General features: G+C 59.5%; 9 protein-coding genes and 1 rRNA gene. 6 read left to right on the top strand and 4 right to left on the bottom strand.

The window, feature by feature from the left end:
- Positions 1 to 1,057, bottom strand: a 1,057-nt coding sequence (locus tag ACTJJN_RS26490; RefSeq protein WP_440781761.1) for a retention module-containing protein, incomplete at its 3' end; no start/stop codon positions are given.
- 999 nt (positions 1,058 to 2,056) lie between these two features.
- Here ACTJJN_RS26490 and ACTJJN_RS26485 point away from each other — a divergent pair.
- Both ACTJJN_RS26485 and ACTJJN_RS26480 read left to right on the top strand, forming a co-directional pair.
- Positions 2,057 to 4,213, top strand: coding sequence for a type I secretion system permease/ATPase (locus ACTJJN_RS26485; protein ID WP_003256004.1), 2,157 nt, complete (start codon positions 2,057 to 2,059; stop codon positions 4,211 to 4,213).
- A gap of 7 nt (positions 4,214 to 4,220) precedes the next feature.
- Entirely contained in the window at positions 4,221 to 5,579 is a 1,359-nt protein-coding gene (locus ACTJJN_RS26480; protein ID WP_014859068.1) for an HlyD family type I secretion periplasmic adaptor subunit, read from the top strand.
- Positions 5,580 to 5,734: 155 nt separating this feature from the next.
- Here the strand turns inward: ACTJJN_RS26480 and lapD are convergent, their stop codons facing one another.
- Together lapD and lapG are read right to left on the bottom strand one after the other, a co-directional pair.
- Entirely contained in the window at positions 5,735 to 7,681 is a 1,947-nt protein-coding gene (gene lapD / locus ACTJJN_RS26475; protein WP_003256007.1) for a cyclic di-GMP receptor LapD, read from the bottom strand.
- Between the two features lie 10 nt (positions 7,682 to 7,691).
- Positions 7,692 to 8,453 carry a cysteine protease LapG gene (gene lapG / locus ACTJJN_RS26470; protein WP_221101189.1) on the bottom strand — a complete coding sequence of 254 codons (762 nt, stop codon included), beginning with the start codon at positions 8,451 to 8,453 and terminating at the stop codon, positions 7,692 to 7,694.
- A gap of 203 nt (positions 8,454 to 8,656) precedes the next feature.
- Between lapG and ACTJJN_RS26465 the strand changes: the two genes are divergently transcribed.
- From ACTJJN_RS26465 to ACTJJN_RS26450, 4 genes are all read left to right on the top strand, one after another.
- Positions 8,657 to 9,346 (top strand): GntR family transcriptional regulator, encoded by a 690-nt coding sequence (locus tag ACTJJN_RS26465; RefSeq protein WP_221101188.1) that lies wholly within the window; start codon positions 8,657 to 8,659, stop codon positions 9,344 to 9,346.
- Positions 9,347 to 9,452: 106 nt separating this feature from the next.
- A complete protein-coding gene (locus tag ACTJJN_RS26460; protein ID WP_003256011.1) occupies positions 9,453 to 9,956 on the top strand; it encodes a sigma-70 family RNA polymerase sigma factor in 504 nt (167 codons plus the stop codon).
- 4 nt (positions 9,957 to 9,960) lie between these two features.
- Positions 9,961 to 10,917, top strand: a complete 957-nt coding sequence (locus tag ACTJJN_RS26455; RefSeq protein WP_221101187.1) for a FecR family protein — start codon at positions 9,961 to 9,963, stop codon at positions 10,915 to 10,917.
- A 165-nt stretch (positions 10,918 to 11,082) separates the two neighbouring features.
- Positions 11,083 to 13,497 carry a TonB-dependent siderophore receptor gene (locus ACTJJN_RS26450; protein ID WP_088513795.1) on the top strand — a complete coding sequence of 805 codons (2,415 nt, stop codon included), beginning with the start codon at positions 11,083 to 11,085 and terminating at the stop codon, positions 13,495 to 13,497.
- Between the two features lie 66 nt (positions 13,498 to 13,563).
- Here the strand turns inward: ACTJJN_RS26450 and rrf are convergent.
- Positions 13,564 to 13,679, bottom strand: a 5S ribosomal RNA gene (gene rrf / locus ACTJJN_RS26445).
- Positions 13,680 to 13,818 lie beyond the last annotated feature (139 nt).

Raw genomic sequence — 13,818 nt, 5'->3', positions numbered from 1 at the left:
TCTCGATGGTGACGCTGACGGTCGAACCGTTGTTGTAGACGTCATTGGCCGGGGTCTGGAAATCGACGCTGCCCTGGGTTTTGCCAGCCTCAACGGTGATGGTCTGGCCGTTGGACAGGGTCACGGTCACCGGCGTCTGGGCAGGGTTGCTCAGGGTCACGGTGTAGGTGATCACGCCGCCTTCGGTGACCGACGGGCTCGCCGTCAGGGTTGCAGTGGTGGTGTCGATTGTATCGGTCACTTGGGTAACCGCTGGCGTTTGCGGCAATGCCACCGTCAGCCCACCACCACCGGTACTACCTGTCACGGTGGCCGAAATCTGGCCCCCGTCGATGTAGGGTGTGTCGTTTGCCGGAACTGCGACGTTGACGCTACCACTTGTCTGCCCAGCCGGAATGACGATCACGGCACCGTTGGACAGCGTAATTACCAGGTTGGTGGTCGGCGCCTGACCAACGGTGGCGGTATAAACGATTACGCCACCCGCTTCACTGATAGAAGGGGTTGCGCCAAGCGTCAGCTCAGTAGCAACGTTGGTATCCGTAGGTGTGGTCACCAGGTTGTTGCCGTTAGTGTCCAGCAGGCCCACTTCTTCGTTATCGAGTACGCCCGCAAAGCCCAGCCCGTCAGTCGGGAAACCAACCGTCGGGTCAACACGGCCAGCCGTTTCTTCGAGCATCACGAAGCTGTGGCCACCGCCCAGCGCACCACCACCCGCTGATGACGGGCCAGCGGCGGTAGCTTCAAGCTCAGTAGTCGGGTCAACACCAGCAGCAATAGCCTGCTGCAGCTCTTCCACCGAAGGCGCGGCCTGGGCTGCCGCCTGGCTCAGGTCGGTGCTGCTGTCAGGCGCATCGGCGCTCCATTGGCTGTCACGGCCCAGATCGAGCGTACGGCCATCAGCCAGCTCCAGAGTAACTGCGCCACCAGGACCGGTGAGCACTTCCTCACCGGTCAACAGGCGGTCACCTTCGATAAGTACACGCCGGATGCCCTCTGGGGATACCGCAATAACCTGGCCGACAATGCTTTTGACGATGGCTACAACGCTGCTCATTGGACTCTCCGTGTGACCCGATGGGTACTTCCCTGCCAGAGCGGCGCTTGCTAGCCACTTCAGGCGGAACTATGTCGATGATCTCTTGACGATTTTTGACGTCAATATTCCGTCTATAACTTTTTGGAATTGCCTAACTGCCAAACTATTGACCTTATACATGCCATCCTAAACAATCGGCAATGTAATGTCACATTGATATTTGTACCTTAGCCAAGCGTTTCCTTAGGACAAATGTCTTACATCATCTAAAGGGTGTTAAGCCGTCAGCTCCAGCACTTTTTCATACACCTCAACACCCGTAAATCATGCGGCGAGACTGTCCTCCTTCGGCAATGTCAGCATTACTGGCGTCAATATCCAGATCACTGTCAAATGCCCGGACACTGATTGCCGAATAAGCACAAACCTTGCCGGAATGCGGCCAGGCAGAGGTCGATAACCAGCCTGACCCGGGAGCGCTTGCTCGCTCGAGGCACACCAGGCTTTCAACGCTGCGCAAGCCACAAGCAGCGATTTGTCGCAAATCAAAGACATGGCGTACGAGTGCGCAAATACTGGCCTCCCTATCATGGGAAATCGCTTGCGAATATTGAATGCAAGAAAGCAAAGGATCTGCTTTCTATAGATGAATTTTGACTAACAAGCCACGGATATGCGCCAACAAACCAGCGCCTGTTTACTGACAATGACTAAGCTGGAACCCACAGCCCCTTGCTTCCCTTGACTGAGTGGCAGGCTATGCTGCAACAAGCCGGATGATGGCTGGATCAAAAATGAAACAATCATTGCCCCGCTAAGTCTGGTGAAAATGAAGCACGTAGAATTGTTTACTCAACACCGATTCAAGGCGAACATTGGCCGGCTGCTCAAGCACCGGGGCGTGATAACCCTTATCAGCACAGCTTCGCCGTACCATATAGAGAGCCAGGGTGAGCCGACCCGACCTTAACGACGGCACACCCACCCCACCCACCACAAGGATGAAGAGAGCGCCGCGTGGAATCCGAAGTCAGTCGAGTCCAACTCAGCCACGATCCACGCAGTCAGCATGACGATCCCCTGCTGGATAGTCTGCTGAGCCTGTGTGTCCTGCACCAGAAGCCCGCCAGCCGGGTCATGCTGACAACAGGCCTACCGCTACCCGCCCAGCGCCTGAGCCCTGAACTGCTGCCCCGCGCTGCAGCCCGGGCAGGCCTGCAGGGGCGCCTGCTTCAGCGAAAGCTGGAGCAGATCCCAAGTATCGCCATGCCGGCCATGCTGCTGCTCAAGGAGGGCCGCAGCGCCGTCCTGCTCGGCTGGGAGAACGATGACACCGCGCGCCTGCTACTCAGCGAGAGCGACGGTGGCGAGGTGCACGTCAGCCGCGAAGCACTGCTAAGCGACTACAGCGGCCGCGTGTTCTTCGCGCAGCCGCAGCACAAGTTCGATGTCAACCACGGCAACCTCATCCCCCGCGCGAAGTCGTGGTTCCGCGACACCCTGCTGCGCAGCAAGTGGTTGTATATCGACGCTATCGCCGCCAGCCTGGTGATCAACCTGATCGCCTTGGCCGCGCCGCTGTTCGTGATGAACGTGTATGACCGGGTGGTGCCAAACCAGGCCACCTCGACGCTCTGGGTACTGGCCATCGGTATCGCCGGCGCGTACATCTTCGACCTGATCCTCAAAGGCCTTCGCGGCCTGTGCCTGGACCTGGCAGGCAAGAAGACCGACCTGATCATCTCGGCAACGCTGTTTGAACGTATCGTCGGCATGTCGATGAAGTACCGGCCGGCGCGGGTCGGCAGCTTTGCCCAGAACATTCACGAGTTCCAAGGCCTGCGCGACTTCCTCGCCTCGCTGACCCTGACCAGCCTGATCGACCTGCCCTTTACCATCCTGATTTTGATCGTCATCGCCATCATTGGCGGGCACCTGGTGTGGATACCGATCATCGCTTTCCCGCTGGCTCTGGGCATCGGCTACGCCCTGCAGCGGCCACTGATGGCGACCATGGAGCGGACCATGGCTTTGGCATCAGAGCGCCAGTCCAGCCTGATCGAAACCCTGGCGGGTCTGGATGCGGTAAAGGTCAACAACGCCGAAAGCGAACGCCAGTATATGTGGGAGCAAACCCTCGGCACCCTGAGCCGGCTGGAACTGCGCGTGAAAGTGCTGTCGAGCCTGGCGATGAACATCACCCTGCTGATCCAGCAACTGGCAGGCGTGGCAATGATCTGCGTCGGCGTGTACCTGATCATCGACGGCAACCTGAGCATGGGCGGCCTGGTGGCTTGCTACATGCTCAGCGGCCGCGCCCTCGGCCCGTTGGGCCAACTCAACGGCCTGCTCGCCCGCTACCAGCAAGCCAAGGTGACCATGGTCTCCACCGACCACATGATGGATCTACCCCAAGAGCGCAACTTCGAAGAGCGCCCGCTGAGCCGCAAGGTGCTGCAGGGCAGCGTCGAGTTCCGCGGTGTCGACTTCACTTATCCGAACCAGCAGAACCTGGCCCTGAAGAATATCAACCTGACCATCCGCCCTGGCGAGAAGGTCGGCATCATCGGTCGCAGCGGCTCGGGCAAGAGCTCGCTGGCCAAGCTCATTGTCGGCCTGTACGAGGCCGATGGTGGCTCGCTGCTGGTCGATGGCGTCGACATTCGCCAGATCGATGTCAGCGAACTGCGCCACAACATCGGCTACGTCCCACAGGACATCCAGCTGCTGGCCGGCACCTTGCGTGACAACCTGGTCAGCGGCGCCCGCTACATCGAGGACGAATTGATCCTGCAGGCCGCTGAACTGGCGGGCGTACATGAATTCGCCCGGCTGCACCCCGACGGCTACGAGCTGCAAGTGGGTGAACGCGGGCAGAACCTGTCCGGCGGCCAGCGGCAGAACGTCGCCTTGGGCCGTGCGCTGCTTCTCAACCCGCAGATCCTGCTGCTGGACGAGCCGACCAGCGCCATGGACAACACCGGTGAAGAACGCCTCAAGCAGCGCCTGCAGGCGGTGGTGGAGGGCAAGACGGTACTGCTGGTCACGCACCGTGCCTCGTTGCTGTCACTGGTAGACCGGCTGATCGTGATCGATCGCGGGCAGATTGTCGCCGACGGCCCGAAAGCCGCGGTCATGGATGCACTGAAGAAGGGGCAGATCAGTGTTGCATAAGCTGGATATGGGGCAGTTCAAGGACGGCCTGCGGCGCTATTTCAAAGGCAGCGACTCGCTTGGCGGCCAGCCGCTGCCCGAGGTAAACAAAGCCCTGATCGAAGATGCACCGCGGGTGGTGCGGCTGACCATCTGGGGCGTGATCCTGTTCTTCGTGTTCTTGATTGTATGGGCCAGCGTTGCGCCCATCGACGAAGTTACGCGGGGTGAAGGCAAGGCCATTCCCTCTTCCAAGGTACAGAAGATCCAGAACCTGGAGGGCGGCATCGTCGCCGAAATCTTCGCCAAGGAGGGGCAGATCGTCGAAGTGGGCCAGCCATTGCTGCGCCTGGATGAAACCCGCTTCGCCTCCAACGTTGGTGAAACCGAGGCTGACCGCCTGGCCATGGCCCTGCGGGTCGAACGTTTGAGTGCCGAGGTACAGGACAGCCCGCTGATAATCGACGAAAAGCTGCGTAAAGCCGCGCCAAACCAGGCGGCCAGTGAGGAGTCGCTGTACCAGAGCCGGCGCCAGCAACTGCAGGACGAAATTGGCGGCCTGCAACAGCAGTTGGTCCAACGCCAGCAGGAACTGCGCGAATACAGCTCCAAGCGCACCCAGTACGCCAACAGCCTTGAGCTGCTGCGCAAGGAAATCAGTATGTCCGAACCGCTGGTGGCAACCGGCGCGATTTCCCAGGTTGAAGTGCTGCGCCTGCGCCGTGCTGAAGTGGAAAACCGCGGTCAGCTGGACTCCACTGCGCTTGCGATCCCGCGCGCAGAGGCGGCCATCCGCGAGGTGCAAAGCAAGATCGAAGAGACGCGTGGCAAGTTCCGAAGTGAAGCGCTGACCCAGCTGAACGAGGCACGCACCGAACTGAACAAGGCTACCGCCACCAGCAAGGCGCTGGACGACCGGGTGCACCGCACACTTGTCACTTCGCCAGTACGCGGTATCGTCAAGCAACTGCTGGTGAACACCATTGGCGGGGTAATCCAGCCAGGCAGCGATATCATCGAAGTCGTGCCACTGGACGACACGCTGGTCATCGAGGCAAAGATCCTGCCCAAAGACATCGCCTTCCTGCACCCTGGCCAGGAAGCGACGGTCAAGTTCACCGCGTATGACTACACCATCTACGGTGGGCTCAAGGCCAAGCTGGAGCAGATTGGCGCCGACACCATTACCGATGAAGACAAGAAGACTACGTATTACCTGATCAAGCTGCGCACCGATCGCAGTCACCTAGGGACCGACGAGAAGCCACTGCTGATCATTCCGGGGATGGTGGCGACGGTGGATATCATGACAGGCAAGAAAACCATCATGAGCTACCTGCTCAAGCCGATCATGAAGGCGCGATCGGAAGCGCTGCGCGAGCGGTGATAGCCGACCTGCTGGTTTCGCCATTGCTGTAGGAGCGGCCTCGTGTCGCGACAGGGCTGTACAAGCAGCCCTGCACATCGCTACGTGAACCTGGGGCCGCTATGCGGCCCTTTTGCGGCTCTAGGCTGTTCCTACAGCGGCGCGAGAGAGGCCATTCAGCGCCAAGGCGCAGGCTCACCCACCAGTTGCCCCTGAATCCCGCCTACTCCCATCTCCAGCAACACCAACCGCTCCCCTTCCGTCTCGACTCGCTCAGCAATCAGCGGCAGGTCGATGCTATGCGCCGCACGCTGGATCGCTTCGATGAACAGCCGCTTGTGCTGCTCATGATCGATGTTGCGGATGTAACTGCCGTCAATCTTCAGGTACGCCAGGCCCAAGTGCGCCAGGTTGCCAATCATGCTGAAGCGCCCACCGAAGCGTTGCAAAGCCAACCCGAAACCTAGCCCATGCAGGCGCCGGGTGAGTTGCTCCAATGCTGCCTGCTCAGGCAACTGCTCCTCGCCAATTTCAAAAACCAGCCGCGGGCCGAGCGCCGCATTCTGGCCCAGCAGCTCGAAAATGCGTTGAAGGGCCTTGGGGTCGGCCAGGGTGGCTGCGGACAGGTTCAACGCCAGCACCTGGTCATGCCCTCGCAGGTGCGCCAACACTTTCTCCAGCACCAGCACATCCAGCCGCGGCATCCAGCCGAAGCGCTCCAACCAAGGCAGGAAGCGGCCCGCCGGCAAGGCCTCGCCCTGGCCATCGCGCAAACGCGAAATAACTTTGTGGTGCAGTACCCGTTGCGAGGAAGCGCACTCCATCACTGGCTGGAAGAACAACTCGAAATGCCCATTGATAAACGCCTGGTCGAGCCGTTCGTGCCAGGCATGCTGGCTATCTGCGGCAACCGCAGCAACACCTTGCTCAAGGCATACCCAGCCCGGCGTTGGCTGGTTCTCAGCGCGGGCCAGAGCCTCGTCGGCGAGCTTCAGCAATGCCTGGGGTGAATCACCAGGGCTGAATGGTGCCAGGCCTATACAAGCCACCGGGTCGATATCACTTGCCCCCGTTTCGTGCAGGCTCTGCAACGTTGCCTCCAGGGCCTGGGCAAGGTGTACGGCCTCCTCATGCACCATGCCCGGTGCCAGCACTGCAAATTCACCGCCGCGGCTGCGGGAAATGAGGTCGTTGGTTTCCGGGTAGCTGGCACAAGTACGACGCAGCTGTTCACCTACCGCTTGCAGCAACTGGTCGGTACGCTGGCCGCCAAGGCGTGCGTTCAGGCCAGCCAGGCCCTGAACCCGCAGCAACAGCAGGTAGCCGGCGCGCGCGTCTTCCAGGTTGCTTACCCGATTGTTCAGCTGCATTTCAAAATAGCGGCGGTTCGACAGCCCGGTCAGGCTGTCCTGGTAGGACTCCGCACGCAGCCGCTCACTGCGCTCGGCCTGCTCGGTGAACAGGGCTTTGAGTTTCTCGACCATCTGGTTCATCGCTTGCACTACGCGGCGTAGCTCCGGCGTGCGTGGCAACTCTGGCAGGCTGAGAAATTCGCGGCGAGCAATAGCGTGGGATTGCTCGACCATGTAGTCCAGCGGCCTCAACTGGCGACGCAACAGCAAAGCACCGAGCACGGCACTGGCCGCACCGCACAACAGCAACCAACCCAGGCTGCCCAAGGCACTTTGCCAAAGCTTGGCAATGGCGAACATCGGGTGGCTGATCACTTCAACGCGCGCGGCCTGCTGCCAGCCACGACTGACGATTGCATCGCCGCCGGCGGCCTCAAGGCCGATCAGGCGCACGAACCAAAGCGGCACACCGCCAGGGTCTGGCTCGGCATGACGCTCCACCAGCACGGCATTGGAACCCAGGTCGACGACCTTGATGCTTGCATAGTAACCACTGTCGAAAATCGAGCTGACCATCAGCTCGACCATCGCTGGGTCGTCGATATTCGGCGTCAGCGAAAGCGCCAGCGCGGTGGCCGCATCCTGGGCGTGCGAGCGCAGCTGGTTGACGTATTGGCTGCGCGAGCTTTCCAGGCTGACCATGAAACTGCCACTGAAGGCGACCACCAGGAACAGGCAAATGGCCAACAGCAATTGTTTGAACAGTGACATCTGTGCTCCTTCAGTAAACCGGCTCGGCCGGGAACCCTTCGGCCTGCATTTTCTTCAACAAATCCTGCCAGCGTGACAGCCGCTTGGTATCACCAACCTTCTTGTTCCCTGCGGCGCCCGTCAGCCACAACCCCTCGCCATTGAAGGCGTACACCGGCAGCAGGTCGGTACGCTGGCTTGCCGGCTTGATGGCATCCATCAGACTGTCCAGCACCAAAGGCTGGGCCTGTGGGCTTGAATAATAGGTCAGGACCATGTGTGCCCGGCTCTGCCGCAGCGCCTTGACGTAGGTGATGCGCAGTTTTTCGCTGGGGATTCCCATGCGCCGTAGACTGAAATATTTGGCGATGGCGTAATCCTCGCAGTCCCCTGCACCTTTGATCAGTGCCTGCACAGGTGTGGCCCAGTAGTCGACCTCATGCCACAGATCGATATCCTCGACATAACGCAATTGCTGGTTGAAGAAGCGGTTGACCACTTGCAACCGTTCAAGCTCGGTACCCTGCTTCTGCGTGGCCATCAGGCTCTGCCAGGCATCGATGCGCCCCTGCCCGGCACCTAGTGGGCCGTACAGAGCCTGCGACTTGCGGCTGATCTGGGAGAAATCCCAATCCGCGTGCAAGCCGCCCAGCAGAAGACTGCCCAGCAGCGCGGCAAAGCCGACATATCGCACTACGGTTTTGAGCAACCAGGATATCGCCACTGCGAAGCCCTGTTCAGACCAGTCGAAAGCAGCGATGGTGGGGCTTGCCACCGCAAAAGACAATGGCACCCTGCAATCACGCACCCGGCTGTCAGCCCGCCTATACTTTCTGCTTACATCTTTCTATAGGCAGCTTCCTTTGACGTGCGACTTCCTCCACCATAGCCGCGCTTTTGGGGCGCCCGTACCAGTGTGGGTGCAGGTTTGACACCCTCACAAGCTGTTACTAGTGTCATTGGATCCAATATAGTCATCATTGAGGCAGGCGTCGCGTGGCCAAGAAAATCAGATTGAGCAATGTGCTGGCCAGCGAGCAGTTGTTGCCGCATCAGGCCCGTGCCGTGATCGAAGAACGCCTGCGCAGCGCCATTCTCGATGGGCGCTTGCCCCCTGGTACTGCGGTTCGCCAACAAGAGCTCGCCACCTTGTACGGCGTTAGCCGCATGCCCGTGCGCGAAGCCCTGCGCCAGCTCGAAGCGCAGTCCCTGCTGAAGGTGGAGATGCATAAGGGCGCCGTCGTTGCACCGCTGATCGGCGAGGATGCAGTGGACACCTATGCCCTTCGCGTATTGCTCGAGAGCGAGGCGCTGCGCCAGTCTATCCCGCTGCTTGATGCCAGCGACATCGCCAGCGCCCGCGGGTATATCCAGCAACTGGAGAACGAGACCAGCCACACCGAAATTGGCCGCCTCAACCGCCTGCTCCACATGGCGCTGTACAGCAAGGCGCCGAACAAGAAACTACTGCGCCTTATCGAGAACGAACTGAACGAGGAAGAACGCTTCCTGCGTTTCCATCTTTCGTCCATGGGCCTGGGCAAGCTCACTCAGGACGATCACAACGCACTGGTAGATGCAGCCAGCGACAAGCTGGTGGACGAAGCGGTAGCGGTGCTGGAACGGCACCTCAATGGCGGGGCGCGGGTGATCCGCAATTACCTGGATACGCAATTGGGGCGTTAGCCCATTACCGGCTTTACGCGGTAATTGATGGGTTGCAAATTAATCTTGCTCCGCCAACAATGAGACTAATTATCATTAACGTCCATTGATGCCGGCGCCCTCCTCCATGCCCAGCAACGATTCCGTGCAAACGCTCTACAGTGACCACCACGGCTGGTTGCATACCTGGCTGCGTAGCAAGCTCGGCAACGCAGCCGATGCGGCTGACCTCGCCCAAGATACCTTCGTCCGCTTGCTACAGCGTCGTGAACAATTGCAGCTGAATGCTCCCAGGGCCTTCCTGCGCACGGTAGCGCGTGGGTTGGTGATCGATCATTGGCGCCGCGAGGAACTGCACAGGGCCTACCTGGAGGCTTTGGCCCATGTGCCGGAAGCACTGGCCCCCTCAGTCGAGACCCGCGAGCTGCTGCTGGAATTGCTTGAGCGTATTGCACGCATGCTCGACGGCCTCAAACCCAAGGTCCGTCGCGCATTCCTGCTGGCTCAATGCGAGGGGCTGAAGCATCAGGCCATCGCCGAACAGATGGGGATCTCCGTGCGCACCGTTGAGCGCTATATCGCCGATGCGCTCTATCACTGCTACGTGCTGCGCTATGAAGACGACTGCTGAATCCATGACCGTCGCACGCCCTGATACAAAAACGGTCAGGCAGGCCATTCAGTGGATGCTGCGGCTGCGTGAAAGCGGGCACGATCCAGCTCTGCAACAACAGTGCGCGCATTGGCGCAGCAGCCACCACGAAAACGAACAGGCCTGGCAGCGTGTGGTTCACCTTCATCAGGACCTTGACCTGCGCGCTATTCCCGGTGCCGGGCTGGCATTGCAGACACTGGAAACCAGCCAGCAGCGCCTGCGCCGCCGACAGGCGCTGAAGCTGCTTGGCGGCGTTGTCATGGCAGGATCTGCGAGCTGGCTGGCCAAAGACCTCGATACTGTGAGTGCCTCGACGTCAGACTATGCCACCGGCACGGGCGAGCGACGCGTCTTCACCCTGCCCGATGGCTCGCTGATGCAACTCAATACCTGCAGTGCCGTGGACCTGGCCTTCCATGATCAACAGCGTCTGGTCCGCCTGAAGCTTGGGGAATTGATGATCAACTGCAACCCCCGGCATCCCCTGCTGGTACAAACCCGCGACGCGCTGCTGGAAGGCTTCGAAGGACGCTTTGTGGCCTATCAGGATAGCGACTGCACACGTGTCAGCGTCAGCCACGGCAAAGTGGCGATACACCGGCCTGGTACTGGCCAACTTCAGTGGATCGAAGGTGGCCAGAACTGGCGCCTGGATGCTCAAGGTGCGCACCGGCTCGCGCACATGGAGATGGATGCGATGGCCTGGACTGAAGGGTTGATCGTCACTCAGGACATGCGCCTCTCCAACTTCCTCGCGCAGGTCAGCCGCTATCGCCATGGTTACCTGGGCTGCAGCAATGAGATTGCCGACCTGCGCCTGTCGGGGGTGTTCCGCCTCGAAGACCCGGAACAACTGCTTCGGCTGCTACCGCAGACGTTGCCCGTACGACTTCGTCGACGTACACGCTGGTGGGTGCATGTAGAGAGCATGACCTGATAAGGCGTTATCGATTTCTGGCGGGTTTTGAATCCAGGTCCGGCTAGGACAGTAAGCAACACTTTCTGCCCTCGACACTTTAACGGACCCTTCATGCCTACCAACCCGGTGTTAACCCACACTTTCATCCCGAATGATATTCGTCCAGTCCTGCAATCAGCTCACTTGCGCCACGCCATCCGGGCTGTTCTGTTTGGTACCGCCCTGGGCCTGGCAACTGCTCCGCAACTTTCCGTAGCGGCCGACACAGCCGAAGTGAGCCATGACTATGCAATACCGGCTGGCCAACTGACCGATGTGCTCAACAAGATCGCTCGTCAGGCCGGCATCACCCTATCGAGCACGCCTCAGCTGACCGATGGCCTGCATTCCAACGGACTGCAGGGGAAGTTCACTACCGATCAAGCGCTGCGCCAGTTGCTAAATGGCAGCGGACTGGAAGCCGTCAGCCAGGGGGGACGTAACTATGTGCTGCAGGCACAGCGTCAGAGCGCCGCCTTGGCATTGCCAGACACCGACATCCGTAGTTTCTCCCTCGGCAACGCACTGGGCAGCATGGAGGGTTACAACGCCACGCACAGCCAGGTGGCGACCAAGACCAGCATGCCCTTGGTGGAGACATCCCAATCGGTCTCGGTAGTCACTCGCCAACAAATGGACGATCAGGGCTCTCAGACCGTTGCCCAGGCCATGCGCTACACGCCTGGAGTACTGACCAACCCGTACGGTGCCACTCATCGCTATGACTATGTAGCCATGCGCGGCTTCAACGACGGTTCGGTGGACAACATCTACGTCGATGGGCTCAAGTCAATGGGCGACAACGGCACCTACAGCACGATGCAGGTAGACCCATACTTTCTTGAGCGCATCGACATTCTCAAGGGACCGTCTTCGGTACTGTACGGGCGAAGCTCGCCGGGTGGCCTGGTAGCCCTGACCACCAAGAAGCCACTCTTTGCCCCTTACCATCAGGTTCAGGCCACGGTAGGTACTCAGGGCCAGCGTGGCGTGGGCTTCGACTTCAGTGGTCCTGTGGATGACGACAAACGCATTGCGTATCGCCTGACGGGTTTGGCGGATGCTTCCGACACTCAGTTCGACCACAACAAGGAAGAACGTTACGCCATCGCCCCTGCTATCAGTGTCGACTTCACCGAAGACACCTCACTCACGCTGCAGGCCTATTTGCAGCACGACCCTGACGGTGGGTACCACGGCGGTAACCCTGCTGATGGCATGCTGCACAAGCGCAACGGTTTGCGCCTGTCAGACCATTTCTTCGAAGGCGAGCCGAGCATCGACAACTACGAGCGCACGCAGCAATCCTTCAGCTACCAGTTTGAGCATCGCTTCAATGATGTGTTCACAGCGCGGCAGAACTTCCGTTATCAGGATTCCGACGTGTCGATGGACCAGGTGTACTCCGCCGGCTGGGCAGATGTTGACAGCAACATGTTAAATCGCGCCTATACCGGCGGCGACGAGCGTCTGCATTCGTACATCATTGATAACATGCTGCAGGCAGAATTCTTTACCGGGGCGGCCAAACACACCTTGCTACTGGGGGCTGACTACCAGCGGCGCAAAGCCGACGTGGCATGGCGTTATGGCACCGTCGGCCCACTGGATGCCGGCAATCCACAGTACGGCAATGGCAATCTTCAGGTACTGGGCGAGAACCGCTACCAGCGACGCTTGCAACAAACGGGTGTGTACCTGCAGGATCTGGTGGAGCTGGACCAGTGGCGCTTTTCCTTGGGACTGCGCCAGGACTGGGTGAAGGTGTCCGAAGAGAACCGTGACAGCGACAGCAAGGTCAGTGATCAACGCTCCAGGTTCACCTCCCGGGCAGGGGTGCTCTACCTTTTCGAGAACGGCATTGCGCCCTACATCAGCTACTCGGAGTCGTTCAACCCGAACACCGTGTCCGACCAGCAGGGCCGGCCGCTGGCACCTACGGAGGGCACTCAGTGGGAAGCCGGCATCAAATATCAGCCACCAGGGAGCGACAACCTGTTCACCGCATCGGTGTTCCGCATCGAGCAGGAGAATTTGGCGTCTAAACAGCCTGACGAAGACTTCTATCGCCCTGTCGGTGAAGTCCGCTCGCAAGGGCTAGAGCTTGAGGCCCATGTACAGCTGACCGATAGCCTCAAACTGCTGAGTGGCTATACCTTCACCGATATCGAGTATTCGAAGTCAATGCCGAGCCTTGTCTCGGGCAACTTGGACAACAAGGGTAATTCGCCGACTCAGGCGCCGAAACAGATGCTTTCGCTGTGGGCCGACTATAACTTCCGCCAGGGGGCACTGGATGGCCTGCGGCTGGGCGGTGGGGTGCGATATGTGGGGTACAGCTGGGTGGATGCGGAAAACAGCATGACAGTGCCTTCCTACACCCTGTTCGACGCCTCTATCGGCTATGACTTGGGCAAGGTCGGCCTGGCGGGTGTGGATGTTCGCTTGAACGCCAACAACCTTACCAATGAAAACTACATCACCTCATGTGCCAGCCTGAACTACTGCTACATGGGTGAAGAGCGCAATGTGAGCGCCACAGTCAGCTATCAGTTCTAACCGATATTGAAACCCGAAAAAGACAAAGCCCCTGTCTGCATCGCAGACAGGGGCTTTGAGTTTGAATCTTGACGATGACCTACTCTCACATGGGGAAACCCCACACTACCATCGGCGATGCATCGTTTCACTGCTGAGTTCGGGATGGGATCAGGTGGTTCCAATGCTCTATGGTCGTCAAGAAATTCTGTGTGCTGGCCCGTCAGTAGGACGTGCCTGCGAATCTCTATAGTTCCTACTTAAAGACAAAACCCCTACCTGCATGCGCAGATAGGGGTTTTGCGAAATGAATCTTGACGATGACCTACTCTCACATGGGGA

Origin of the sequence: Pseudomonas sp. 22515 (assembly GCF_052044625.1) — a bacterium.
GTDB classification, from domain to species: domain Bacteria; phylum Pseudomonadota; class Gammaproteobacteria; order Pseudomonadales; family Pseudomonadaceae; genus Aquipseudomonas; species Aquipseudomonas alloputida.
This window is presented reverse-complemented; position numbering and strand designations above follow the sequence as displayed.

What these genes read in the sequence shown, in the direction of transcription:
- ACTJJN_RS26460 (WP_003256011.1), top strand. Translation starts at nt 9,453, where the DNA reads ATGCCCAGCAACGATTCCGTGCAAACGCTCTACAGTGACCACCACGGC.
- lapD (WP_003256007.1), bottom strand. Translation starts at nt 7,681, where the DNA reads ATGTCACTGTTCAAACAATTGCTGTTGGCCATTTGCCTGTTCCTGGTG.
- ACTJJN_RS26455 (WP_221101187.1), top strand. Translation starts at nt 9,961, where the DNA reads ATGACCGTCGCACGCCCTGATACAAAAACGGTCAGGCAGGCCATTCAG.
- ACTJJN_RS26480 (WP_014859068.1), top strand. Translation starts at nt 4,221, where the DNA reads ATGGGGCAGTTCAAGGACGGCCTGCGGCGCTATTTCAAAGGCAGCGAC.